The organism is Exiguobacterium sp. s57 (assembly GCF_018617685.1).
Taxonomy (GTDB): Bacteria; Bacillota; Bacilli; order Exiguobacteriales; family Exiguobacteriaceae; genus Exiguobacterium; species Exiguobacterium marinum.
In genome coordinates this window covers 908,165-932,211 of record NZ_JACSKR010000001.1, presented here as the reverse complement: position 1 = coordinate 932,211, position 24,047 = coordinate 908,165, and the positions used below count along the sequence as shown (strand labels likewise).

Genomic DNA, 24,047 nt, shown 5'->3' with positions numbered 1-24,047 from the left:
AATTTATTTGAGGGGGAAGTTAGGATGAGCAAAGTACCAGCAAATTTACGTTATTCAAAAGAACATGAATGGGTAGAAGTCAACGGAACGAAAGCCCGCATCGGCATCACGGATTTCGCACAGAGCGAGCTAGGGGATATCGTGTTTGTCGAACTCCCAGAAGTCGATGGTACAATTTTGCTCGACGAGCCATTCGGTTCGGTCGAATCAGTGAAGACGGTCTCTGAGTTGTATGCGCCGGTATCAGGACGCATCACAGCAGTGAACGAGGACCTCGCGGATGCTCCAGAACTCGTCAACGAGTCACCGTTTGAAAACGCATGGATGGTCGAAGTCGAATTGACGGAAGAGTCAGACCTCGACAAACTCATGTCTGCGGAAGAATACGAAGCGATGATTCAAGGATAATCAAAAACGGCCTCTCCCGAATCGGAGAAGCCGTTTTTTTGTTTATTCGAAGTCGAGGCGGTAGTGATTGGATTTGATGAGCGTCGCCCGTTCGAAGATGCGATAGAAGAAAATCCCAAGCGCGACCGGGATGAGACCGAACAGGACGATGACGAGAAATACGTTGAATAGGGCAAACCCGCCCGGCATGAGATGAAGTGCGTTCACGGGACCGATGAGTCCGGAGACGCCGAAGCCGGCACTGATGGGCGTTCCTTCAATTTTTAAAATACCTGAGAGGGCGCCTAGAATGGCTGCATTCGCTAAAATCGGAAGCATCATCATGGGACGACGGACGAAGTTCGCCATTTGAATCTTCGGTGACCCGAGGAAGTGGGCAATCGACGTCCCGGTCGCGTTTGCCTGCCAACCTGCGATCGCAAGACCGAATCCGGCTGCAACGACACCGAGGTTCGCCGCACCGGCCGCAACCCCGGAGAGGCTAATGGCCGTCGCGATTCCGACGGTCGAAATCGGTGAGACGATGATGAGAGAGAAGGCCATCGCAATCAAGACTCCCATAAGGACCGGTTGTAGCTCGGTCATCGTCATGATGAGTAAGCCGATATACGTCGTGATTTGTGAGATGTATGTAAGTAAAAAGGCACCAATCCCGCCTGCGACGACAATGATGGTCATCGGCATGACGATGACCGTATACGTCTTCAGACGGGGAGCGAGTTTCATGACGAGAAACGTGGCGATCGCAGCGGTCACACCGGCTGTGATCACGTCCCCTATGCCGGCCATCACAAACGCACCGCCGTCAATTCGAACGGCACCACTACCGACATGGGTTGCAATCGCGATCGTTCCTGCCTCTAAAGTCGATCGTCCGAATTGCATGGCGACAGCTAGTCCGATAATAGCCGGAAGAAGTCGCATCGCAATCGACGTCGCATCCAATATGAATTGAAGAGATGGGAGATAAGGGAGCAGGGCTTTTGTTAATTCGCCGAGCAACGCGCTCGGGATGAGGGCGATCAAAATCGCCAGACTGAGACCATTCAAGACGTTCATCGTGAAATGCTTCATCGTACTTGTTGCTTGTTCCGTCATCATTCATTCACCTATCCTTCTTCTTTGCTGTTATGTACAAAAGTGCTAAAGTTAAAGCCCATATTATTCCTCTCTTCAGAAAGAGTCAAGTGAATCATTGAAAAATTCTGAAATTTCACCAAAGCACGATTTTTGAATGGGAATCCATCGACCCTTATAATGACAAGAGAGGTGAGAAGAATGATTACAGACGGATTCTTATATATATACGCCCCGATGTGTGGTACATGCGCTGTGGCGGAGAAAATGTTGACGGTCGTCGAAGCGGTCGACCCTGAAATTAAAATTGAAAAGCGGGATGCGAACTATATTCCGAAAGAGCTCGAAGCGTATCAGGTGATGAGTGTTCCTGCACTATTGAAGCTTGAAAACGGCAAGGTGCGGGATCGTCTTTACGCGTTTCACAATGTGCAACATGTCCTCTCTTTCGTAAAGTAAGAGAGGAACATTAGAATAATCTGAAAATTTTAAATAATCAGTTGACACAGAAAGTTCACGAATGGTATATTCGTTACAACATCTTACTTGAACACAAAATAGGACGCGATATTCCCGACATCAAGACGTTTTGGCGAAGCCGCTGCTACACTTTACACGAATACACGTCAGTCTTCCCTTCGATTGTCCCCCAAAAAAATCAAGCGAAGAGAGACGTTTCGTATAATCGCACGGTCCAAGCTAAGATTGAGTGGTGATTGGTGAATCTCCCCCATGTAAGGGTGGAAATCTTGAACGGGCAAAAGATTCTCATCTATGGGCTGTCCTTCCGTGACTCAAGGTGCTACGTTCTGTGTCGTCCTCGGACGGCACCTTTTTTTATTTTTTTGAAAAAAGGATTTGACAGCAGAAAAAGCTGTCGCTATGATAAAGCTAATCGAATATACAACACTCTTATCAAGAGAGGCTGAGGGACTGGCCCTATGACGCCCAGCAACCGCGGAGTAATCCGAAATGGTGCTAATTCCAGCAAGGTGAAAACCTTGAAAGATGAGAGCAATCGTTGTCCGTACGATAAAGTGCGCACGTTTGCTCAAACGTGTGCGCTTTTTTTGTTGTCAGGAGGGAAATATATTGATTCAATTACGAAACGTCGCCAAATGGTTCGATACGAAAAATGGTCGTGTCCAGGCGGTTGATGATGTATCACTAACGATTGATCACGGTGAAATTTTTGGAATAATCGGATATTCGGGGGCAGGGAAGTCAACGCTCATCCGATTGCTCAATCGTCTCGAATCACCATCAAGCGGTGAAATCGAAGTTGCCGGGAGCGAGCTGACGAAACTCAGCCCGAAAGAATTACGAGGTGTCCGTAAAAACGTCTCGATGGTCTTCCAACACTTTAACCTTCTATGGTCGCGTACGGTCGCAGAAAATATCAGTTTTCCGCTCGAGCTGATTGGGGTTCCGGCAAATGAGCGGAAACGTCGGGTTCAAGAACTCGTCGAACTCGTTGGATTGGCCGGTCGCGAGGACAGCTATCCGTCACAATTATCGGGCGGTCAAAAGCAGCGAGTCGGGATCGCACGCGCCCTCGCCACAAATCCAGAGGTGCTCCTCTGTGACGAAGCAACGAGTGCACTCGACCCGAAGACGACGGATTCGATTCTCGAGCTGCTCGTCAGCATCAATAAGAAACTCGGATTGACGATCGTCCTCATCACGCATGAGATGCACGTGATTCAAAAGATCTGTCACCGAGTCGCCGTGATGGAAGCAGGAAAAGTCGTCGAGACGGGTCAAGTCTCTGATGTGTTCCAACATCCGAAACAACCGATCACGAAAGAGTTCGTCAAACAAATCGGAGCAGTCGACGATTTGTCGCTCACGTTCGAACATTTGAAGGAACGGTACCCGAGCGGTCAAGTCGTCAAATTGAAATTCTTGAACGAGACGGCAGAGCACCCGATTTTGTCTGACGTTCTTAAAACACATGACATCGGATTCAACATCATCGGCGGGAACGTGACACAATCACAAGTCGGTGCGCTCGGTACGCTATTCATCCAACTGATTGGGGAAGCAAGTGAAATCGAACGCGCCATCGCATCGATTCGTTCGCAATCCGTAGAAGTGGAGGTGGAAAGCGATGTTTCCTAACGTAGACTGGCAAATCATGATGGAACAGACATGGGAGACGTTGTATATGACGCTCGTCGCAGGCGTCGCGACATTTTTGATCGGACTCGCTTTAGGTTTGCTTCTCTATATTACAAACGAATCGCTATTATTGAAGAATCGTCCGATTTACGTCTTTGTCAGCGCGATCGTCAACGTGTTCCGTTCGATCCCGTTCATCATTTTGATTATCTTACTCATCCCGTTCACGCTGTTCTTACTCGATACGATGCTCGGTTCGACGGCGGCGCTTCCGGCGCTCATCATCGGCGCGGCACCGTTCTATGCTCGAATGGTCGAACTTGCGCTTCGCGAAGTGGACCGAGGGGTCATCGAGGCGGCAGAGTCGATGGGAGCGACGAAATGGCAGATTATCTATAAAGTGTTAATTCCTGAAGCACTCCCGGCGCTCGTTTCCGGGATTACAGTGACCATCGTTGCAATCGTCGGCTATACGGCGATGGCCGGAGTCGTCGGAGGCGGCGGTCTCGGGAACTTGGCCTATTTGGAAGGGTTCCAGCGTTCACAAAACGACGTCACGTTCGTGGCGACGGTGCTCATCTTGTTGATCGTGTTCGTCATCCAGTTCATCGGTGACCGACTCGTCACAAAAATTGATAAACGTTCAGCTTAATCACACATACATTTGGAGGGATTCATTATGAAAACTTGGAAAACAGTACTTGGATTGACAGCTTTATCAGCATTCACGGTTCTCGCGGCTTGCGGCGGAGAAGAGGCAGACTCGGGGTCTGGCGATGAAAAAACATTGATCGTCGGTGCATCGAACGTACCGCACGCTGAGATTTTAGAGCACGTTCAAGAAGAATATGAGGCAAAAGGGTACAAGCTTGAAATCAAGAAGTTCCAAGACTACGTACTTCCGAACAAGACGCTCGCGAGCGGGGAGCTCGATGCGAACTACTTCCAACATGAGCCGTACCTCAAGTCACAAATGACTGAAAACAAAGATTACAAATTTGCCTCAGCGGGTGGCGTCCACATCGAGCCGATCGGGGTCTACTCACAAACTTACAAATCGCTCGATGAACTTCCGGAAGGGGCAGAAATCATCATGAGTTCATCGGTCGCTGACCACGGACGAATTCTTACGATGCTCCAATCAGAAGGACTCATCACACTCGCAGAAGGCAAAACAGTCGATGCGACAGTATCTGATATCGTTGACAATCCGAAAGACTTAGAGTTCAAGACGGACGTAGAAGCGACTTTACTCACAACGGCATTTAAAAATGGAGAAGGCGATGCGGTCCTTATCAATACGAACTATGCGATTGACGCAGGTCTCAACCCGCTTGAAGATGCCATCGCACTTGAAGGGGAAGATTCACCATACGTCAACTTAATCGTCACACGTGAAGGGGACGAAGAAGATGAGCGCGTCAAGGCACTCCTCGAAGTGTTGACGTCTGAAGAGACACAGCAATGGATCTTAGACGAATACAAAGGTGCGGTCGTACCGGTACAACAATAAATCAGCTCGACTCAGGGGTCATCCCCTGAGTCTTTTTTTTGTCTAGTGTTCTTTCATAAAGAGAAGTACACTACATATATGAAAGAAAAGGGGGGATTTGGATGAAGTTCAGACAGATTCATCCACTGACGTGGGGCGTCTTGTTCGGGACGTTTTTTGCACGACTGGCGACGTTTTTCGTCATGCCATTTTTTGCGATCTATTTGGCCACGCTTGGCTTTTCAGCGAGTGTGATTGGAACGATCTTTGCCGTGACGGCACTTTCGGGCCTGTTCATGAGTTTCTTTGGAGGGACGCTATCTGACCGCTATGGACGAAAACAGCTCATGCTCATCGGGATCGTGCTCAATGCCGTCACGTTCGCAGGACTTGCGCTCGCGACAGAGCTATTTTGGTTTTACATGCTATCGATTTTGATGGGGATGTCACGCTCTTTTCTAGAACCGGCTTCACGTGCACTCATCAGTGACACGACCCAGGCAGAAGAGCGAGTCATCGTCTATAACGTCCGTTACTTTATGATCAACATCGCCGCAGCCATCGGACCACTGTTAGCAGTCGTGTTGTCATTAACTGGTGTGAAGACCGCCTTTTTTGTCGTGACCGCCGTCTACATCATATACGGCATGCTCATCTCATTCTTATTCTATAAATATCCGTTTGAAGAAGGGGATGGAGTAAAGGTACGTCCGCGCCTGACGGAGACATTCCGCGTCTTACGGGACGATCGGACGTTTCGGGCGGTCATCATCGGTATGATTTTTGCAATCATCGGCTACAGTCAGTTCAATTCGACACTTCCTCAATTCATTGCGCTGAGTGATGGGTTAGAAGACGGCTCAAGATTATTTGCTTACTTATTGACGACGAACGCCATCACGGTCCTCATCGTCCAGTATCCGATTATGCGTTTCGGGATTCGTGTGTCCCCGATCAAATCGCTCTTTTTCGGCATCTCGACACTGTCGTTCGGGCTGTTGTTGATTGGATTTGCTACAGTGGAATGGGTCCTCTTTGTCGCAATGGTCATTTTCACGGTCGGTGAAGTGTTGATGTTCACGATGACGGACGTCTTAACGGATGAACTTGCGCCGGAACATTTGCGGGGAACTTATTTTGGAGCGATGGGATTGACGTCGCTCGGACAGACGATTGGGCCGATTATCGGGGGCGTGTTACTCGATACGTTTGGTCAATCTTCGCTTCCGGTATTCGGCAGTTTGGCGATATTGACAGGATGCGGTTCCTTCTTCTTCGCCGCTGCTGTACGAGAACGAAAAGCAGTTCTCGCACTCATGGAGGAGACTGCCGGCTAATGTCTTGATTTCCTACTATTAGCATTCTCAACTTTTATCATTCTATTGAGAATGAATCGTAAGGTGAGTCGCTTGAAATAAAAAATCGACTAGTCTAAGATTAGAATATATCTAATCTACGCCAAACAATTTGGCGAGAAAATACGGAAGGGGTATCCGAATGTCTAACGTACCACAAATGAAAATTGATGACCTCCGCGTCTCAATCGAAGGAAAAGAGATTGTCAAAGGTCTTAACCTAGAAATTAAAGGTGGCGAAATTCATGCCATCATGGGTCCGAACGGGACTGGTAAATCAACACTCGCATCAGCACTCATGGGCCATCCACTTTATGAGGTCACTGGGGGAAGCGTCGAATTAAACGGCGAAGATGTCCTCGAGATGGAAGTCGACGAGCGCGCACAAGCAGGGATGTTCCTTGCGATGCAGTACCCGGCTGAAATTAGCGGTGTCACAAACGCGGACTTCTTGCGTTCAGCAATCAACTCACGTCGTGAAGAAGGTCAAGAAATCTCGCTCATGAAGTTCATCCGTGAACTCGATACGAAGATGGGGCTTCTCGAAATCCCTTCTGAAATGGCACACCGTTACTTAAACGAAGGATTCTCAGGCGGTGAGAAGAAACGTAACGAAATTCTTCAAATGATGATGATTCAACCGAACATCGCCATCTTGGATGAAATCGACTCTGGACTTGATATCGATGCTCTGAAAGTTGTCGCAAAAGGTGTAAACGAAATGCGCTCAGAAGAGTTTGGTTGCTTGATCATCACGCACTACCAACGTCTCCTCAACTATATTGAGCCAGATTTTGTACACATCATGATGGACGGGAAAATCGTCTTGTCTGGTGGTAAAGAGCTCGCACAACGACTCGAGGCAGAAGGTTACGACTGGGTGAAGCAAGAACTTGGAATGACAGTAGACACAGAAGCGTAAGGAGGCTGTACGATGACCGTACAATTTGAATTGGATGCACAAGCGTTGTCGGCACGTGCAGAAGCGCTCGGCGGACCAGCATGGATGGTCAACCGTCGTAAAGAGGCAGCAGAACTTGCGCCGACACTTGCTTTGCCAAAAGTTGAAAAGATTAAGATCGATAAGTGGGACTTCACAGCGGGAGATGTCGAACTCGAAACGAAAGACGGTTTGACAGCAGATATCGAATCACTTCTCGGAGACCACCGGACAAACGTGCTCGTTGAACGCAACGGTCATATCGTCTATAACGAATTATCGATGCCAGAAGGCGTCTTGTTCATGGGAATCAAAGAAGCGATGGAGCAACATCCTGAGCTCGTTGAGAAATATTTCATGACAGAAGGCGTACGTGTCGATGAAGAGCGTCTTTCGGCGTTAAACGCTGCCCTCACAAATGGTGGTGCGTTTATCTATGTACCGAAAAACACGCAATTAAAAGATCCGCTCCAAGCGATTTTCACGATGGAACAGGCGAACGGCGCCCTCTATCACCACACAATCCTCGTCGCGGACGAAGGCAGTGAAGTGACATACATCGAAAACTTCCTTTCTGGTACGAACGAACCGCACACGGTCAACGTCGTGACGGAAGTATTCGCTGGAGAGAACGCGAAAGTCGTCTTCGGTGGTGTCGATCAGCTCGCTGAATCAGCACTCACGTTCATGAACCGTCGCGGTGTCGTCTATGCGAACGGTCGCCTCGATTGGGCGCTCGGTCATATGAACGACGGGAACTCGGTCGTTGAGACGAAGACGCACCTCGTCGGTGACAACACGTATTCGGATACAAAAGCTGTGACGATCGGTCGCGGTGCACAAAAACAAAACTTCAACATCCGTACCGACCACTTCGGGAAAGCATCTGAAGGGTTCATCATGATTCACGGTGTTCAAAAAGACGCAGCGACTGCGATTTTCAGCGGGACATCGATGATTCACCACGGTGCGTCAAAATCGAACGGTGTACAAACAGAGCGCGTCTTGATGCTCTCTGAAAAAGCACGAGGTGATGCCAACCCGATTCTTCTCATCGATGAAGATGACGTAATGGCAGGTCACGCAGCATCGGTCGGTCGTGTCGATGATGTTCAATTGTACTACTTGATGAGCCGTGGATTGTCTCGCCAAGAGGCAGAGCGTTTAATCATTCACGGATTCTTGACGCCTGTCGTCGAAGAACTCGCAATCGATTCGGTCAAAGACCGTCTCCGCGAAGTCATCGAAGGGAAAGTACGTTAAGATGTTGAACGCCTCGATTCGTGAACAGTTTCCGATTTTAGATCAGGAAATCAATGGACACCCGCTCGTTTATCTTGATAGCGCGGCGAGCTCACAAAAGCCGCTCGCTGTCATCGAGGCGATCGAGGACTATTATCGTCGCAACCATTCGAACGTGCATCGTGGCGTCCATACGCTCGGGACGCAAGCGACGGATGCATATGAAGGAGCACGCGAACGCGTCCGCTCGTTCATCCATGCGGCGGTTCCTGAAGAAATCATTTTCACTCGTGGAACGACGACGGCGATCAACTTGGTCGCGTCGAGCTACGGGGATGCGAATGTCGGTGCAGGCGACGAAATCGTCCTCACTCCGATGGAACACCATGCGAACTTAATCCCGTGGCAACAACTCGCCAAGCGAAAAGGCGCGACGCTTCGATATGTCGAACTCACGCCGGATGGACGTGTCACACTCGATGCCGTTCAAGCCGTCTTATCGGATCGTACAAAAATCGTCGCGATGAGTCACGTCTCGAACGTGCTCGGTACAATCAACCCAATCGCTGACGTCGCTCGACTCGCGCATGAGTTGGGTGCTGTCATGGTCGTCGATGCCGCACAGAGTGCACCGCATCGTAAACTTGATGTCCAAGCGCTCGATTGTGACTTCCTCGCCTTTTCTGGGCATAAGATGCTCGGACCGACTGGAATCGGTGTCTTATACGGGAAGAAACAGCTTCTCAAAAACATGGAGCCGGTCGAGTTCGGTGGCGAGATGATTGACTATGTCGATTTATATGAATCGACGTGGAAGGACATCCCGTATCGCTTCGAAGCGGGTACACCGATTATCGCCGGGGCGGTCGGACTTGCGGCAGCCATCGATTTCTTAGAAGAAATCGGTCTTGAGAATGTCGAAGCACACGAACGTGAACTCGCAACTTATGCGATCGAGCAGATGAAAACGATTGATGGGATTGAGATATACGGTCCTGAAGATCGCGTCGGCCTCGTCACGTTCAACTTGAAGGACGTGCACGCGCACGACCTCGCGACCGTTCTCGATATGCAAGGCATCGCGGTTCGTGCCGGTCACCACTGTGCACAACCACTCATGCGTCTTTTGAAGCAATCATCGACGGCACGGGCGAGCTTCTATTTGTACAATACAAAAGAAGAAGTCGACCGCTTCATCGAAGGATTACGTCAAACGAAGGAGTATTTCAATTATGAGTTTTAATAATCTCGACATGTTGTACCGCCAGGTCATCATGGATCACTATAAAAACCCAAGAAACCGTGGCGTCATCGAAGATGGCGTGACGGTGGACTTGAACAACCCGACGTGTGGGGACTCACTTCGACTTCAACTACAAGTCGAAGACGACATCGTCAAAGATGCGAAGTTTGAAGGGGAAGGCTGCTCCATCAGTCTCGCCTCGGCATCGATGATGACCCAAATCGTTAAAGGAAAAACAGTAGAAGAGGCGCTTCAACTCGCCAACATCTTCTCTGAAATGGTTCAAGGCAAAGAGTACGACACGGATACGTTTGACCTCGGTGATATCGAGGCGCTCTCAGGTGTATCGAAATTCCCGGCTCGAATCAAGTGTGCCACGCTCGCGTGGAAAGCGCTTGAAAAAGGAGTAGACGAGGACGCGTAAGGAGAAGGAGGAGACCGATATGGCAAAGAATATGCCGGAAATTGGCGATTATAAATACGGCTTCCATGATCGGGACGTTTCGATTTTCCGTTCAGGCCGCGGCTTGACGACAGAAATCGTAGAGACGATCTCGCGCATGAAAGAAGAGCCACAATGGATGCTCGACTTCCGTTTGAAGTCGTTGGATCACTTCAACAAGATGGCGATGCCGACATGGGGTGGAGACCTCTCGGCACTTGATTTTGACGAAATCACTTACTATGTCAAACCATCTGAGAAGACAGAACGCTCATGGGACGAGGTACCGGAAGAAATCAAACGTACGTTTGACAAGCTCGGTATCCCAGAAGCAGAGCAAAAATACTTGGCCGGTGTCTCGGCTCAGTATGAGTCTGAGGTTGTTTACCACAGCATGCAAGAAGACTTCGAAGAAAGAGGTGTCATCTTCAAAGATACAGACACAGCACTCAAAGAAGACGAAGAGATCTTCAAAGAGTACTTCGGGAAGTTGATCCCGCCGACGGACAACAAGTTTTCGGCCCTCAACTCAGCTGTTTGGTCGGGTGGCTCGTTCATCTACGTACCAAAAGGCGTGAAACTCGAGCAACCGCTCCAAGCCTACTTCCGTATCAACTCGGAAAACATGGGTCAGTTCGAGCGTACGCTTATCATCGTCGACGAAGGCGCATCGGTTCATTACGTCGAAGGATGTACGGCACCGGTTTACACAACGAACTCGCTTCACTCAGCGGTCGTTGAGATCTTCGTCAACAAAGACGCTTACTGCCGTTACACGACAATCCAAAACTGGGCGAACAACGTCTACAACTTGGTAACGAAGCGTGCCGTCTGTGAAGCGGGTGGATCGATGGAGTGGATTGATGGAAACATCGGATCGAAACTCACGATGAAATACCCGGCTGTCATCTTGAAAGGGGAAGGCGCACGTGGGATGACACTCTCGATCGCCCTTGCTGGTAAAGGACAGCACCAAGACGCTGGCGCGAAAATGATTCACCTCGCACCGAACACGTCGTCGTCAATCGTCTCGAAATCGATTTCGAAACAAGGCGGAAAAGTATCATACCGTGGAATCGTCCACTTCGGCCGTAAGGCGAAGGGCGCGCGCTCGAACATCGAGTGTGACACGCTCATCATGGACAACGAGTCGACGTCAGATACAATTCCGTACAACGAGATCTTGAACGACCAAGTCTCACTCGAGCACGAAGCGAAAGTCTCAAAAGTGTCAGAAGAGCAACTCTTCTACCTCATGAGCCGTGGAATCTCGGAAGAAGAAGCGACAGAAATGATCGTCATGGGCTTCATCGAGCCATTCACAAAAGAATTGCCAATGGAATATGCGGTCGAAATGAACCGTCTCATCAAGTTCGAGATGGAAGGTTCGATTGGATAAATCGTTTAAAGGACGGACTCCTTAAAAAAAGGGGTCCGTTTTTTGTTATGTCTATCCCGTATGTAGGGTATGCTAAACAAGAGAATGATTCATGGAAAGGAAGGATTTATATGTCACATATTCTGGATAAAGATCATATTGACCCAAAAGACATCACCCGTATCGCCGTCATCGGTGCCGGTTGGGTTGGGGTCAGTTTTGCCTATCAATTATCGACGGCTGCCCTTTGTGAAGAGCTCGTCTTAATCGACTCGAATCACGCCAAGGCGGAAGGGGAGGCGATGGACCTCAATCACGGCATCTCCTTCGCCCCGACACCGGTCCGGATTTGGGCAGGTGATTACTCGGATTGTAAAGACGCAGACATTGTCGTTATCACGGCAGGGGCAGCACAAAAGCCGGGTCAGACGCGGATGGACCTCGTCGACCAAAACGCCAAGGTCGTCCGCACCGTGACAGAAGACTTGATGAAGAGCGGATTCGACGGCATCTTAGTCGTCGCTACGAACCCGGTCGATGTGGTGGCGCACGTCGCCTGGAAAGCATCGGGCTTACCGAAAGAACGTGTTATCGGTTCAGGCACCGTGCTGGATACGGCACGACTCCGCTACAAACTTGGAGACTATTTCGAATTGTCATCACGGAACTGTCATGCCTACTACATGGGCGAACATGGCGATACCGGTTTTGTCGCATGGCATAACGCCCGCATCTATGGGAAGAGTATCGATGAACTGCTAGCTGAAAACGAAAAGTATCAGTTTGAACACTTGGAAGCCATCTATACAGAGGTACGAAACGCCGCCTATCAAATCATTGAGCATAAGAACGCTGCCTACTATGCGATTGGGGTCGGTTTGCTTCGCATCATTCGAGCCATCGTGCGAAATGAAAACTCTGTCGTGACGATCGGCGCCCACTTAGACGGCGAATACGGGGCGAGTGACGTGCATATCGGCGTACCGGCCTTGATTGACCGGAGCGGCATTCGCAAAATCATCGAGATTGAATTGACGGACGAAGAACAACAGAAGTTTGATGCGTCGGTACAAGCCATCAAGGCGGGAATCGAGAAGGTCGAACCCGCATCCTAAAAAATCCGACTGCGCGAGCAGTCGGATTGTTGGTTAAGAAGCCTTTTCTTCGGCGATATCTTTTTTATAATACTTCTCTGACGTAAAGAACTCGTTCGTCAATCGTTTTACTTCACTGCTTAAAAGTAGGACGGCAATCATGTTCGGGATGAGAATCATCGCGAGCATCAAGTCGAGGAAGTTCCAAATCATCTGCGCTCCACCGATCGAACCGATGACGATGGAGACGATATAGACCGCCTTCATGACCTTACCTGCCGTCAACCCGAACAAGTACTCGGCCTGACGTGAGCCGTAAAAGATGATGACGATGATCGTCGAGAGAACGAAGAAGATGAGTGAGATCGTGACGAGTAAACTTCCTGTGTAACCGAAGTATTCGCGGAAAGCGATTGTCGTCAAGGCAGCAGGGTCTTCCATCGCACCGTCAGCAGTCCAGACACCTGAAGAGAGAACGACGAATGCGGTCGTGCTACAGATGATGAGCGTGTCGATGACGATACCGATGACCGCCCAGAACCCTTGTCGTACCGGATGGTCAGTCTGTGCGGCGGCATGGGCGATTGGTGCCGTCCCAAGACCTGCTTCATTCGAATAGAGTCCGCGGGCGAAGCCCCAACGAATCGTCTCGGCGACTGCGGCCCCAGCGAATCCGCCGAACGCTGCCATTGGCTCGAACGCATAAGAGAAGATGAGCCTGAGCACGTCTGGGATTTCAGACAGGTTCATCAAGACGATCACGAGTCCGGCCCCGACATAGACGAGTGCCATACCGGGTACGACGATCTCGGTCACTTTAGCGATGCGCTTCAGTCCTCCGAAGACGATGATGCCGACGAGACAAGCGATGAGAATACCGGTGATGAGCGTATTCCCATTGAATGTTTCACGGACTGCGGAGCTAACAGCGTTTCCTTGAACCATGATACTCGGAATGAGTTCGATCATAAGCGCGAAAGCGAACCAAGTTGCGAGCCATTTCCACCGAAGTCCTTTTGCTATGTAATAGACCGGTCCTCCGACGAATTCGCCGGCATCATTTTTTTCGCGATAGTGGACGGCCAACACGCTCTCTGAGAATTTGATGGCCATGCCGATGATGGCGATGACCCACATCCAAAAGATGGCACCCGGTCCCCCGAACATAATCGCTGCAGGTACACCGATGATGTTCGCGGCCCCGACTGTTGAAGAGAGGGCTGATGTTAATGCTTGTCTCGGGCTGATGTCGCCTTCACCTTTTGGTTTTTTGAAGATGCTGCCAAACGTTTGCTTGAATATGTAGACGGGATAACGAAACTGAAAAAAGCCGAGCTTGATCGTGAGGAAGACACCGGATAAGACGAGTAACGAGATGATAGGCACGCCCCAAAGCCAGTCCGAAATCGTTGTCACGAAATTAATAAAGTCATTCATAAAACCACTCCAATTCCATTATTTTACTTAAATACTATTTCCTAAAGTAAGGACGTCTAAACATCTTTGACAAAATAAAGGAGGAAAATAGAATGAGAGTCGTCGCTAAACATTTGATTGTATCTGGACGTGTCCAAGGAGTCGGGTTTCGGTATTTTTCACAAGAGACCGCACAACAATACGGAATCAAAGGTTGGGTTCGAAATCAAAGTGATGGGACAGTCGAACTTCATGTAGAAGGACCAGAAAAAGACATTGAAGCCTTTAAAAAAGCTTTGAAAGACGGTAATCGTTTCGTCGGGGTCGAAAAGATTGAGAAGAAGGAAACAGAAAATCAAGCTTTCCGTTCGTTCGATATTAAGTATTAAGCGCTTAAGACTTCCTTGTAGATTTCAGGGGAGTTTTTTTATGAAATCCACCTTTTTAAAAATTAAACCTCTAATTTTGTAGATGGGGTGGTCAAACAGTAGGAAGTGTGTATAATGAAATAGACCAAGCGATATATTGTCAGAAAATTTAGTTATTATTTTTTTGTTAAGTCGTTCGGAATATCAAGTGTATGGAGGTAGTTGTATGAAAAAATCGACATTGTTCCCGTTAGCGTTTACGATTTTTGCTTTATTCTTTGGGGCCGGGAACTTGCTGTTCCCACCAGAACTCGGCGCCTTGGCGGGAGAGAATCTCGTACCGGCGATGATCGGGTTCGTCATTACGGGTGTCGGTTTACCGCTTCTTGCTTTGTTCGCAGTCGCTCGGGTCGGCGGTGGAACAGATCAAATTGCTCGTTATATTCCTAAACGTCTCGCACTCATCTTGACGGGATTAATGTATGTGGCCATCGGACCATTCTTCGGAATCCCGCGTACGGCCGCTGTCACGTATGAAATGGGACTCGTTCCGTTTCTCGATTCACCTTCTACTTTGACACTTGCGATGAGTTCGACCGTCTTCTTCGGGTTGACGTTCTTCTTGACGCTCCGTGCTCAAAAGTTGATTGAAGTCATCGGACGCATCATCACACCAATCCTCTTGTTCTTGCTCGCGTCGATTGGGCTCACGAACCTCATCGCACCGCTCGGAGAGCCAGGAGCTCCGGCGGCAGGATTTGAGACGTGGGTCGGTGCGCTCGGTCAAGGTTTCCAGCAAGGCTATTTGACGATGGATGTATTCGGGGCCCTCGTCTTTGGGGCAATCGTCCTCGTCACGTTGAAAGCCAATGGATTGAGTGATCAAAAAGAAGCATCATCTCTTCTTCGCTCTGCAGGTATGCTTGCCGTAACCTGTTTGATGCTCGTTTACATCTCGCTCGGATCAATCGGAGCAAACATGGCGGTCGCTGAAGGGACGACGAGTGGTGCAAGCCTTCTTCAAGCGTTTGCTGGTACGTCTTACGGACAAGTCGGAATGCTTGCTCTCGGACTAGCGGTCTTCCTTGCTTGTTTGACGACAGCGGTCGGGCTCATTTCAGAGTTCTCACGCTTTATCAGTAATCAATTTGATTCACTCAAGTATCACCATGTCGTCGTTGCGACTACATTGTTCGGTTATTTAATTTCACTCGTCGGATTGGGTACGTTGATTCAAATCGCGATCCCACTTCTCACGCTTCTCTATCCGGTCATGATCGCCCTTGTGCTCGTATCGGTGACGGAACGTCTTCAACGCAACCCTGGTGTGGCGATGAAAGTGACGATCTATACAGCCCTCGTTTTTTCAATCTTCGAAACGTGGAACGGCATCCAACCTTCTGCGGCAACAGCTTGGATCACTAGCTTGCCAATGGCGGACATTGGTCTTGCTTGGGCAGTTCCGACGATGATTGTTTACGTGATCACGCTTCTTCTTCCGAAGAGTGGAACCCAAGAATCGCTTGCACAATCACGCATCTCTTAAATTTTGCCCATCCTTTGGTCAAGGATGGGCTTTTTTCTGTCTTATTGTTTGCCCATACCCGAGCACAAACAGTAAAATGAAGAGATGAAAAGGGAGTGACATGCATTGACGACAAAACAAAAAAAACAATTGGCGATCCTCATGTTGAACATGTTTATCGCCGTCGCTGGATTCGGGATCATCATACCGATTATTCCGGACTACTTAAAGATGATCGACGAAGGGGGAACGGCCGCCGGACTCATGATTTCCGTATTTGCGGGTGCCCAACTTGTCATGTCACCGATTGCCGGAAAATGGGCAGATGTTTATGGACGTCGATTGATGATTATTTTGGGACTGATTGGATTCACGATCTCAATGGGTGTCTTTTATCTATCCGATAACTTGACGGTCCTTCTCGTGTCTCGTGCCATCGGGGGTGTCGGTGCTGCGCTATTGATTCCAGCCATTTTTGCCTATGTGGCGGATATCACGACACTGGAGCAACGAGCTCGAGGGAACAGTTATATTTCCGCGGCAATGTCGCTTGGAATCGTGGTCGGGCCAGGGATTGGTGGGTTTTTTGCCGAGTTCGGATTGAAGGCACCGTTGCTCGTTTCAGCCATTGTATCCTTTATTGCCGTCATTTCTTCGATACTTCTCCTGAAAGAACCTGACCGTGCTCCATACAAGGCGCCGACGGTAAAAGAGTCGTTGCCGACACAACTGGTCATGTCGACGCGAAAGCCTTATTTTTTCGTGTTGGTCATCAACTTAGTCATGGCGTTCGGTCTAATGGCGTATGAATCGGTGCTCGGACTATATGTCAGCGAGATGTTCGATGCGACACCACAAGAGATTGCTATCATGGTGACCGGGACAGGAATTGTTAGCGTCATCGTTCAATTATTTGCAGTAGATCGTCTCGTTGAACTCTTGGGAGAGGTCAAGGTCGTGCTCGCCTTCATCGCGCTTGCTTCCTTTGGCTTTTTGTTGTCTTTATTCGCAGGGACATACATGTTGTTCTTCGCTGTAACGCTCGTCATCTTCTTATCGACCTCGATTTTACGACCGGTGTTGAATACGCTTGTTTCGAAACTGGCAGGAAATGAGCAGGGGCTCGCGATGGGGATGAACAATGCGTATATGAGTATCGGAAACATTTTAGGGCCGACTTTGGCAGGTATTGCCTTTGATATCGATATGCGCTATCCGTTCATCATGGGTCTTGTCTTATTGTTGATCACATATACAGGGACATGGAACTGGTCGAAGCGAAAGGCAGCCGCTATTTCAGAATCGTAAAGGAGGACGCTATGATTTACATTGGTGTGACGGGTTGGGGGGACCATGATCTGTTATATACAACTCCAGAAGAACGAAAACAAAAACTTTCAACGTACGCGGGTCATTTTCCGAGCGTTGAAGTTGATTCGACATTTTATGCAATACAACCTGTGAAAAATTTCGAGAAGTGGGATGCTGAGACACCGGACCACTTCCAATTCATCGTGAAAGTTTCCAGGGAAATGAGCGGACACGACCGTGAACCAAAAGTGCCTTTGTCCGAACTGTTTGAACGCTACCGGGTCTCCGTCGAACCGCTGAAGCAAGCCGGGAAGTTGAAGGCTGTTCTCGTTCAACTACCGCCTTGGTTCGATGTCTCAAAACCGCATCTCGATTATTTACGAACAATACGTGCCGAGCTTTCCGACTATGAGATTGCCGTCGAGTTTCGAAATCCTTCTTGGTTCTCCGAAGCGTTCCGAGACCGTACGCTTCAATTTTTAGCTGAACAACGCTTCATCAACACGATTTGCGATGAGCCCCAGACGAAAGAGAGTAGCATCCCCTTCGTACCGGTCGTGACAAATCCTGACGTCGCGGTCGTTCGATTGCATGGACGAAACACATCCGGATGGCTTAAAAAGCCGGGTATGACGAGTCAAGAATGGCGGCATGTTCGTTGTCTGTATCGGTATAGCGAGGAGGAACTTCAGGAATTGGCTGTTTCACTTCGCGAGATTGACCGTGAGGCGAAAGACGTGTATGTATACTTTAACAACAACTCGGCCGGGGATGCAGCGCCGAATGCGAAGCGTCTAATTGAAATTCTTGGGCTCGAATATGAGCTTGCACCGAGACAAATCAGTTTGTTTTAGAAAGAAGGGATGGCCGTGACGATACTTACTATTTTTCACTACAATGATCTTCACTCAAAGTTCGACCAATGGCCGAAACTTGTTTCATTTTTAGAAGAACATCGCACTGACGACACGCTGTACTTTGATTTAGGAGATCATGCCGATCGCACACATCCGGCGACTGAAGTGACGCGTGGGAAGTTGAACGTTCGATTACTTGAGCGGCTCCAACCGACGGCTGTCACCATCGGGAACAACGAAGGGATTACGTTCCCTCATGATTGGCTAGCCGAGCTGTATGACGAAGCGACATTTCCTGTTTTACTTGGAAATGTGTATGAGGGTGACGGTTCACGACCGGATTGGGTCGAGGAGACGCTCGTTCTCGAGCAAGATGATTTAAAAATCGGGTTGTTTGGTGTGACTGCTCCATATGAAGAGTTGTATCCAGAGCTCGGATGGCAAATTGAGTCGCCATTGGACGCGACGAAGCGAGCGTTGAAGCAGTTGGCGCATTGTGACGTCATCATCGCGCTCAGTCACCTCGGATTTTTTGGGGATGAGCGATTAGCTGAGATGTTTCCTGAAATCGACGTCATTCTCGGTGCACACACACATCACGTCTTAGATGAAGGTGTAACGACGAACGGTGTGTTGATCGCACAGGCAGGGAAGTATGGCAAGTATGTCGGGGAAGTCACGCTGACGATTGACGGGACGAAAGTTGTGGCAAAAGAAGCACGTCTGCACGAACTAGCACATCAATCTGATAGTCCGGATACATTGAGTTTGTTGCATACGGAAAGGGCAGAGGCCGAACGACTTCTTGACATTACAATTGCTGAAACGGACGGGTACACGTCAGATTGGTTTGGACACTCCCCTCTCAGCGATTTGCTTGTAGAAGGAATGGTCGACTGGTGTGAGGCAGACGTCGGGATTATCCCTTCCGGTGTTGTGCTAGAAGGACTTGCTCCCGGGAAAGTGACGTTGAATATGTTGCACCACATTTGTCCGCATCCAATCAACCCTTGTGTTCTGACATTAGACGGCAAAACGTTGGCACGTTTTTTACATGATGTAAACGAAGAAACGTTCACGAATATGCATGTGAGAGGTCTAGGATTCAGAGGTACCGTTCTCGGAGAACCGAGCCTCTATCAAATCGAGCAACGCGATGGACAAGTTTATGTGATGGGACAGCTCTTGGATCTGAACCGGTCATACCGCGTCGCGACGGTCGATATGTTGACATTCGGTCCGCTTCTCCCATATTTGGCAGACCAACCGAAACGATATTTCATGCCTGAGTTATTGCGGGACGTATTACGGGAAACCATTGTCGCCCGTCATGAAGTGATTCGAAAAGGATAGAGCGCATCGATGGTGACATGCTATGATAACAGAGTGGAGGTGGGAGCGATGATTCGAGTGAATCGCCACGGTTATACCGTCTTAGAAGAAAAACGAGACGGCTTCGATGAAGAAGCGTTTATCGCACGATATAGTGACGTGCTTGATAAATACGACTATATAGTAGGTGATTGGGGACATGGTCAATTGCGGTTGAAAGGATTCTATGAACCGAAATCCAAATTGGCGACGTACGAGAACCGGATTGATCACGTGATGGACTACGTATACGAATATTGTAATTTTGGTTGTCCATATTTCGTTTTGAAGAAAGAAACGGAAATCAATGAAGAAGAGAGTGGACCTGTCTTTGGTGGAACGAAGCAAAAACTGAAGTTGAAGCGGAAATTCAACAAGACAGAAGAATCAAATGCGTGAAGTGCTGAGACGTCAGCACTTTTTTTATTACAATTGATTTCCAAATATTTCGTTTAGGTAAAAAGTCGTGACTTCGAGTTTTGAGGTTGGAAAAATGTGATAAATTGTCATTAAGGATAACTACGTAGTTTTGGTTTTTAGAGTGAGGTGATTGGATGCAACATGTACAAACGACCGTCGGGGATCGGGATGACGTCCATAATCGAATTCATAACTTCGGACTCGGGATATTGGCCATGCTCTTCTTTGGTTTCCATATCATGATGACCTTCTATTTTACGGCGGCAGTCATTCTGTTTGAACTCTTTCATGTGTTGATCATCCGTCGCTTTGAATACGGCCATTCGTTCTTACGAAGCCGTGTCTTTAAAGTCGCATCACATCTCATGTTATCACTCGGGGTGTTGCTATTGATCTTATCCATGTCTCAGTTCTTTTTAGGTAACGTGATGATTCGCTAGTCGGAAAGGGAAATTCCTTTCCCTTTTTTTATGATTTTTTGAAACGTACTTCAACCTTTTCACGTACACTATAGAAAGACTATGAAAAAGGATGGGTTACTATGAGATCTGAATGGAAACAACATGCACGGCAAGCATTGAAAGGGAAATGGTGGTTGATGGCCGGGTTGGCGCTCTTATTCCTCATCATCAATGGGATTCCGCAATGGTTTGCTCCCGAGATGGACGTCAATTCACCAGAACCGTTCACGTCGGCGGACCTCACGTTAAGTTTCGTGTCGAATGTCTTGCAAATCTTGATCGCACCACTTGCCATCGGTTGGTCATGGCTCGCGCTCAACGTATCACGTGGGAACGGAGCCTCTCTCTCGACGATGTTCAAGCCGTTTCAGATGCGTTATGTGAAACATGTCATTACATCGTTTGTGATGGGTGTCTTCCTCGTGTTGTGGACGTTATTGCTCGTCGTACCGGGAATCATCAAAGGATTCTCGTACTCGCTCACACCATACATTTTGCGCGACCAGCCTGAACTGTCGGCACTTGAATCCATCACAGAATCACGTCGTCTCATGGACGGTCACAAGATGGAAGCATTCATGCTCTTCTTGTCCTTCTTCGGCTGGTTCCTCGTCGGGCTCTTGACACTTGGAATCGGGTTCTTCTTCATCGGACCATACTTCTCGACAACGTATGCGACATTTTATGACTCGATTCGTGACAACCATATAACTGGTGCAGACGAGCCGGTGCATGGAACAGAACAAGGATTTTAATCAAACAAACGCCTCGCTCCATTGAGCAAGGCGTTTTTGTTTAAGCGTTGACTTCAGCTTTTTGTAAGTAGGGCTTCAATGATAAATAATGCTCGGCCACGACTTTTCGGATTGTACGTGTCTTCGAGCGCATGACGAGCGATGTCGTTTCAACGATATCATCCGTCAAGAACTTGACGCCATCGAGCAACTCACCAGACGTGACACCTGTTGCAGCAAAGATGCAGTCATCACTTTTGACGAGGTCGTCGAGCGTGAGGAGTTGGAGCGGATCTTTTAATCCCATCGAAATGACGCGGGCAGACTCTTCTTCATTCATCGGATGAAGACGGGCCTGCATGTCGCCACCGAGTGCCTTGACGGCAGCGGCCGTGATGACGCCTTCCGGGGCACCACCCGTGCTAATGAAGATATCGATCGGGTTCGTTTTGACGGCAGCCGCGATTCCGGCTGATACGTCGCCATCCTCGAACAACTTGACACGTGCCCCGACATTCATGACGGCTTGACGAAGATGTTCGTGGCGATCGCGGTCTTGCATGATCACGGTCACTTCTTCAATGCGTTTGTTGTTATACTTTGCTGCCTTTTCAATAATAGATTCGAGTGGTTCGTCGAGTGAGACTTTCCCTTTCAAATTCGGTCCGACGACGAGCTTATCCATATACATATCTGGTGCGTGGAGGAGGGCACCTTCATCCGCGACAGCGATGACGACCATCGCATCACCGAGTCCTTTCGCAACGATCGATGTCCCTTCGAGTGGGTCGACGGCGATGTCTACTTTGGGACCGAACGTGGTACCGAGTCGTTCTCCGATGTATAGCATCGGTGCTTCATCGAGTTCACCTTCTCCGATGACGACTGTCGCATCCATGTTGACCGTGCCAAGGACCTCTCGCATAGCAGAAGTTGCAGCGTCGTCGGCTTCATTTTTTTGCCCACGACCAATCCATTTCGAAGAAGCGAGTGCTGCCGCTTCTGTTGCCCGTACGATTTCTAATGCTAATTCACGTTCCATAGTGTTGTACCCTCCACGTTATATCTATTTAATGTGTTATACTTTTTGAGGCTCAAATCCGTTAATTAGTGTATCACATTTTTATAAATGATGTAAATAGGACAGATTCTTTTCTCCTGAGCGAAAAAAGATTAGTATTAACAGCAGGGGGGATCATCATGTATTTTGTGAATAGAGAGAAGATTAATCAGACACTGGAACAAATCGAGACGATGTTGGCACATACCGATCAATTGAGCGGAGATGCGTTTACGGTGGAGCTCGCGAAACAACGCATGGCCGTACTACTCATGGAAGGGATTATCGACGTAGGGAACTCGATGATTGACGGATTCATCATGAGAGACCCAGGTAGCTATGAAGACATTGTCGAGATTCTACTCGATGAACGCGTACTCGATGAAAAGACGGCACATGCGACAAAAGCACTCGTCGGATTGCGGACTTACTATGTACGTGAGTTTGTCGATGCAGATGCATCGCGGTTCGATGAGTGGCTGAAGACGTCAAAACAAGAATTTACCGCGTTCTCCGAGCAAGTTCGTCGCTACTTAGAAGTCGAACTTGGACCAGTGTCCGCATTTTTACCAGAAAGCGAGTGATTGGATGGAACCGATTAAAGGATATTTGTTTGATTTAGACGGTACGATGTATGCCGGTACGGAACCGATTCAAGCGGCAGTCGATTTCGTGAATGAATTGGAGGCGACAGGCGTTCCGTATTTGTTCGTCACGAATAACGCATCAATGACGCAACAGCAGATCGCCGATAAGTTGATTTCGATGGGAGCGAATGTGAAGGCGGAAAACGTCTTGACGAGTGCGATGGCGACGGCATTTTATATCGAGAAGATGTCTCCTGGGGCAACCGTCTATATGATTGGGGAAGATGGGCTTCGTCTCGCGCTTGAATCTCGTGGGTTTCACGTCACTGATGAACCGAAAGCGGATTATGTGGTCATTGGCCTCGATCGTCATATCACATATGAAAAATTGGCACGAGGAGCAATCGCTATCCGTTCGGGGGCTCGATTCATTTCGACGAACGGTGACATCGCCATTCCGACTGAACGTGGTTTGTTACCTGGGAACGGGTCACTCACGTCTGTTTTAACGGTGACGACAGAAAAAGAACCATTCTTTATCGGGAAGCCGGAACCCGTCATGATTGAGATTGCACTGGACATGATTGGGTTGACGAAAGAGAGTGTCGTGATGGTCGGGGACAACTATCATACGGATATTTTGTTCGGAATTGATGGTGGCATTCGCACGCTTCATGTCAATTCAGGTGTACATGGGCCGGCATTTATTCAGGAACAAGAAAAACTCCCAACCTATATGGTCGAGAGTTTAGATGAATGGAAGCACGAAAAAAAGGGATGACGAAAGTCTCCCTTTTTGCTTAGAATACTTGCTCTACTTCGACGATGCCTGGTACTTCTTCGATGAGCGCACGCTCAATACCAGCTTTTAACGTGATTGTTGAAGACGGGCAGCTGCCGCAAGCACCCATCAAACGGAGCTTGACGATGCCTTCTTCGACATCAACGAGTTCGACGTCTCCGCCGTCACGAAGCAAGAACGGACGCAATTTATCGAGCACTTCTTGGACTTGATCAAACATTTCCATGGTATCTACCCCTTTCTCGTTCTACTTTATTCTAGCAAGTTTGAGATTGTTTCTCAATCATTTACGCTGAGCGTTTCCTCATCGGGAGTGGGCAAGATTTTTGTATAATGGTTTCGA

General features: G+C 48.7%; 26 protein-coding genes and 1 riboswitch. Of the genes, 22 read left to right on the top strand and 4 right to left on the bottom strand.

Annotated elements, in window-relative coordinates; all coding sequences use genetic code 11:
• Positions 1–24 precede the first annotated feature (24 nt).
• The gene (gene gcvH, locus KNO98_RS04765; protein WP_214699373.1) at positions 25–408 is read left to right on the top strand and encodes a glycine cleavage system protein GcvH; all 384 of its coding nucleotides are present in this window, start codon (positions 25–27) and stop codon (positions 406–408) included.
• Between the two features lie 42 nt (positions 409–450).
• Here the strand turns inward: gcvH and KNO98_RS04760 are convergent, their stop codons facing one another.
• A complete protein-coding gene (locus tag KNO98_RS04760; RefSeq protein ID WP_251129419.1) occupies positions 451–1,506 on the bottom strand; it encodes a PTS sugar transporter subunit IIC in 1,056 nt (351 codons plus the stop codon).
• Positions 1,507–1,686: 180 nt separating this feature from the next.
• On the opposite strand from KNO98_RS04760, the gene KNO98_RS04755 reads away from it, so the two are divergent.
• The 11 genes from KNO98_RS04755 to KNO98_RS04705 all read left to right on the top strand — a co-directional run bounded on the left by KNO98_RS04755 (position 1,687) and on the right by KNO98_RS04705 (position 12,813).
• Positions 1,687–1,944, top strand: coding sequence for a thioredoxin family protein (locus KNO98_RS04755; protein WP_214699368.1), 258 nt, complete (start codon positions 1,687–1,689; stop codon positions 1,942–1,944).
• A 450-nt stretch (positions 1,945–2,394) separates the two neighbouring features.
• Positions 2,395–2,500, top strand: a riboswitch (SAM riboswitch).
• A gap of 77 nt (positions 2,501–2,577) precedes the next feature.
• Positions 2,578–3,606, top strand: a complete 1,029-nt coding sequence (locus KNO98_RS04750) for a methionine ABC transporter ATP-binding protein (protein ID WP_214699365.1) — start codon at positions 2,578–2,580, stop codon at positions 3,604–3,606.
• Positions 3,596–4,258, top strand: coding sequence for a methionine ABC transporter permease (locus KNO98_RS04745; RefSeq protein ID WP_214699359.1), 663 nt, complete (start codon positions 3,596–3,598; stop codon positions 4,256–4,258). The genes KNO98_RS04750 and KNO98_RS04745 overlap by 11 nt, the downstream gene beginning before the upstream one ends.
• Positions 4,259–4,285: 27 nt before the next feature.
• Positions 4,286–5,119 carry a MetQ/NlpA family ABC transporter substrate-binding protein gene (locus KNO98_RS04740; protein WP_214699356.1) on the top strand — a complete coding sequence of 278 codons (834 nt, stop codon included), beginning with the start codon at positions 4,286–4,288 and terminating at the stop codon, positions 5,117–5,119.
• A 101-nt stretch (positions 5,120–5,220) separates the two neighbouring features.
• Positions 5,221–6,435, top strand: a complete 1,215-nt coding sequence (locus KNO98_RS04735; protein ID WP_214699354.1) for an MDR family MFS transporter — start codon at positions 5,221–5,223, stop codon at positions 6,433–6,435.
• A 178-nt stretch (positions 6,436–6,613) separates the two neighbouring features.
• On the top strand, positions 6,614–7,375 hold the full coding sequence (gene sufC / locus KNO98_RS04730) for a Fe-S cluster assembly ATPase SufC (RefSeq protein ID WP_214699955.1): 762 nt from the start codon (positions 6,614–6,616) through the stop codon (positions 7,373–7,375).
• Between the two features lie 12 nt (positions 7,376–7,387).
• Positions 7,388–8,656, top strand: coding sequence for a Fe-S cluster assembly protein SufD (sufD, locus tag KNO98_RS04725; protein ID WP_026825485.1), 1,269 nt, complete (start codon positions 7,388–7,390; stop codon positions 8,654–8,656).
• Position 8,657: 1 nt separating this feature from the next.
• Entirely contained in the window at positions 8,658–9,878 is a 1,221-nt protein-coding gene (locus KNO98_RS04720; RefSeq protein ID WP_214699347.1) for a cysteine desulfurase, read from the top strand.
• Positions 9,868–10,302, top strand: coding sequence for a Fe-S cluster assembly sulfur transfer protein SufU (sufU, locus tag KNO98_RS04715; RefSeq protein ID WP_026825487.1), 435 nt, complete (start codon positions 9,868–9,870; stop codon positions 10,300–10,302). The genes KNO98_RS04720 and sufU overlap by 11 nt, the downstream gene beginning before the upstream one ends.
• 19 nt (positions 10,303–10,321) lie before the next feature.
• Positions 10,322–11,719: a Fe-S cluster assembly protein SufB gene (gene sufB / locus KNO98_RS04710; RefSeq protein WP_026825488.1), complete on the top strand. Its 1,398-nt coding sequence runs from the start codon at positions 10,322–10,324 to the stop codon at positions 11,717–11,719.
• Positions 11,720–11,829: 110 nt separating this feature from the next.
• On the top strand, positions 11,830–12,813 hold the full coding sequence (locus KNO98_RS04705; protein ID WP_214699345.1) for an L-lactate dehydrogenase: 984 nt from the start codon (positions 11,830–11,832) through the stop codon (positions 12,811–12,813).
• Positions 12,814–12,846: 33 nt separating this feature from the next.
• Here KNO98_RS04705 and KNO98_RS04700 read toward each other — a convergent pair whose 3' ends face one another.
• On the bottom strand, positions 12,847–14,229 hold the full coding sequence (locus tag KNO98_RS04700) for an alanine/glycine:cation symporter family protein (RefSeq protein ID WP_214699343.1): 1,383 nt from the start codon (positions 14,227–14,229) through the stop codon (positions 12,847–12,849).
• 92 nt (positions 14,230–14,321) lie between these two features.
• On the opposite strand from KNO98_RS04700, the gene KNO98_RS04695 reads away from it, so the two are divergent.
• The 8 genes from KNO98_RS04695 (at position 14,322) to KNO98_RS04660 (ending at position 21,276) form a co-directional block, all read left to right on the top strand.
• Positions 14,322–14,597 (top strand): acylphosphatase, encoded by a 276-nt coding sequence (locus KNO98_RS04695; protein WP_214699341.1) that lies wholly within the window; start codon positions 14,322–14,324, stop codon positions 14,595–14,597.
• A 205-nt stretch (positions 14,598–14,802) separates the two neighbouring features.
• Entirely contained in the window at positions 14,803–16,122 is a 1,320-nt protein-coding gene (gene brnQ, locus KNO98_RS04690; RefSeq protein ID WP_214699339.1) for a branched-chain amino acid transport system II carrier protein, read from the top strand.
• Between the two features lie 105 nt (positions 16,123–16,227).
• Complete coding sequence (locus tag KNO98_RS04685) at positions 16,228–17,409, top strand: MFS transporter (RefSeq protein ID WP_214699337.1); 1,182 nt, start codon at positions 16,228–16,230, stop codon at positions 17,407–17,409.
• An 11-nt stretch (positions 17,410–17,420) separates the two neighbouring features.
• Positions 17,421–18,266, top strand: coding sequence for a DUF72 domain-containing protein (locus KNO98_RS04680; protein ID WP_214699335.1), 846 nt, complete (start codon positions 17,421–17,423; stop codon positions 18,264–18,266).
• 9 nt (positions 18,267–18,275) lie between these two features.
• On the top strand, positions 18,276–19,622 hold the full coding sequence (locus tag KNO98_RS04675; RefSeq protein WP_026825495.1) for a bifunctional metallophosphatase/5'-nucleotidase: 1,347 nt from the start codon (positions 18,276–18,278) through the stop codon (positions 19,620–19,622).
• A 48-nt stretch (positions 19,623–19,670) separates the two neighbouring features.
• The gene (locus tag KNO98_RS04670) at positions 19,671–20,039 is read left to right on the top strand and encodes a YutD family protein (protein ID WP_026825496.1); all 369 of its coding nucleotides are present in this window, start codon (positions 19,671–19,673) and stop codon (positions 20,037–20,039) included.
• 155 nt (positions 20,040–20,194) lie between these two features.
• Entirely contained in the window at positions 20,195–20,500 is a 306-nt protein-coding gene (locus tag KNO98_RS04665) for a hypothetical protein (protein WP_214699333.1), read from the top strand.
• Between the two features lie 101 nt (positions 20,501–20,601).
• Entirely contained in the window at positions 20,602–21,276 is a 675-nt protein-coding gene (locus KNO98_RS04660) for a DUF975 family protein (protein ID WP_214699331.1), read from the top strand.
• Between the two features lie 40 nt (positions 21,277–21,316).
• Here the strand turns inward: KNO98_RS04660 and glpX are convergent, their stop codons facing one another.
• A complete protein-coding gene (gene glpX, locus KNO98_RS04655) occupies positions 21,317–22,297 on the bottom strand; it encodes a class II fructose-bisphosphatase (RefSeq protein ID WP_026825499.1) in 981 nt (326 codons plus the stop codon).
• A gap of 158 nt (positions 22,298–22,455) precedes the next feature.
• Between glpX and KNO98_RS04650 the strand changes: the two genes are divergently transcribed.
• On the top strand, positions 22,456–22,899 hold the full coding sequence (locus tag KNO98_RS04650; RefSeq protein ID WP_026825500.1) for a DUF86 domain-containing protein: 444 nt from the start codon (positions 22,456–22,458) through the stop codon (positions 22,897–22,899).
• Between the two features lie 4 nt (positions 22,900–22,903).
• The gene (locus KNO98_RS04645; RefSeq protein ID WP_026825501.1) at positions 22,904–23,683 is read left to right on the top strand and encodes a TIGR01457 family HAD-type hydrolase; all 780 of its coding nucleotides are present in this window, start codon (positions 22,904–22,906) and stop codon (positions 23,681–23,683) included.
• A gap of 19 nt (positions 23,684–23,702) precedes the next feature.
• Here the strand turns inward: KNO98_RS04645 and KNO98_RS04640 are convergent, their stop codons facing one another.
• Entirely contained in the window at positions 23,703–23,930 is a 228-nt protein-coding gene (locus KNO98_RS04640; RefSeq protein WP_012726833.1) for a NifU family protein, read from the bottom strand.
• Between the last annotated feature and the right edge of the window lie 117 nt (positions 23,931–24,047).

Excerpts from the sequence above, each read along its gene's own strand:
- gcvH (WP_214699373.1), top strand. The coding sequence starts at position 25 with ATGAGCAAAGTACCAGCAAATTTACGTTATTCAAAAGAACATGAATGG.
- KNO98_RS04760 (WP_251129419.1), bottom strand. The coding sequence starts at position 1,506 with ATGACGGAACAAGCAACAAGTACGATGAAGCATTTCACGATGAACGTC.
- KNO98_RS04755 (WP_214699368.1), top strand. The coding sequence starts at position 1,687 with ATGATTACAGACGGATTCTTATATATATACGCCCCGATGTGTGGTACA.
- KNO98_RS04745 (WP_214699359.1), top strand. The coding sequence starts at position 3,596 with ATGTTTCCTAACGTAGACTGGCAAATCATGATGGAACAGACATGGGAG.
- KNO98_RS04740 (WP_214699356.1), top strand. The coding sequence starts at position 4,286 with ATGAAAACTTGGAAAACAGTACTTGGATTGACAGCTTTATCAGCATTC.
- KNO98_RS04735 (WP_214699354.1), top strand. The coding sequence starts at position 5,221 with ATGAAGTTCAGACAGATTCATCCACTGACGTGGGGCGTCTTGTTCGGG.
- sufC (WP_214699955.1), top strand. The coding sequence starts at position 6,614 with ATGAAAATTGATGACCTCCGCGTCTCAATCGAAGGAAAAGAGATTGTC.
- sufD (WP_026825485.1), top strand. The coding sequence starts at position 7,388 with ATGACCGTACAATTTGAATTGGATGCACAAGCGTTGTCGGCACGTGCA.
- KNO98_RS04720 (WP_214699347.1), top strand. The coding sequence starts at position 8,658 with ATGTTGAACGCCTCGATTCGTGAACAGTTTCCGATTTTAGATCAGGAA.
- sufU (WP_026825487.1), top strand. The coding sequence starts at position 9,868 with ATGAGTTTTAATAATCTCGACATGTTGTACCGCCAGGTCATCATGGAT.
- sufB (WP_026825488.1), top strand. The coding sequence starts at position 10,322 with ATGGCAAAGAATATGCCGGAAATTGGCGATTATAAATACGGCTTCCAT.
- KNO98_RS04705 (WP_214699345.1), top strand. The coding sequence starts at position 11,830 with ATGTCACATATTCTGGATAAAGATCATATTGACCCAAAAGACATCACC.
- KNO98_RS04700 (WP_214699343.1), bottom strand. The coding sequence starts at position 14,229 with ATGAATGACTTTATTAATTTCGTGACAACGATTTCGGACTGGCTTTGG.
- KNO98_RS04695 (WP_214699341.1), top strand. The coding sequence starts at position 14,322 with ATGAGAGTCGTCGCTAAACATTTGATTGTATCTGGACGTGTCCAAGGA.
- brnQ (WP_214699339.1), top strand. The coding sequence starts at position 14,803 with ATGAAAAAATCGACATTGTTCCCGTTAGCGTTTACGATTTTTGCTTTA.
- KNO98_RS04680 (WP_214699335.1), top strand. The coding sequence starts at position 17,421 with ATGATTTACATTGGTGTGACGGGTTGGGGGGACCATGATCTGTTATAT.
- KNO98_RS04675 (WP_026825495.1), top strand. The coding sequence starts at position 18,276 with ATGGCCGTGACGATACTTACTATTTTTCACTACAATGATCTTCACTCA.
- KNO98_RS04670 (WP_026825496.1), top strand. The coding sequence starts at position 19,671 with ATGATTCGAGTGAATCGCCACGGTTATACCGTCTTAGAAGAAAAACGA.
- KNO98_RS04665 (WP_214699333.1), top strand. The coding sequence starts at position 20,195 with ATGCAACATGTACAAACGACCGTCGGGGATCGGGATGACGTCCATAAT.
- KNO98_RS04660 (WP_214699331.1), top strand. The coding sequence starts at position 20,602 with ATGAGATCTGAATGGAAACAACATGCACGGCAAGCATTGAAAGGGAAA.
- glpX (WP_026825499.1), bottom strand. The coding sequence starts at position 22,297 with ATGGAACGTGAATTAGCATTAGAAATCGTACGGGCAACAGAAGCGGCA.
- KNO98_RS04650 (WP_026825500.1), top strand. The coding sequence starts at position 22,456 with ATGTATTTTGTGAATAGAGAGAAGATTAATCAGACACTGGAACAAATC.
- KNO98_RS04645 (WP_026825501.1), top strand. The coding sequence starts at position 22,904 with ATGGAACCGATTAAAGGATATTTGTTTGATTTAGACGGTACGATGTAT.
- KNO98_RS04640 (WP_012726833.1), bottom strand. The coding sequence starts at position 23,930 with ATGGAAATGTTTGATCAAGTCCAAGAAGTGCTCGATAAATTGCGTCCG.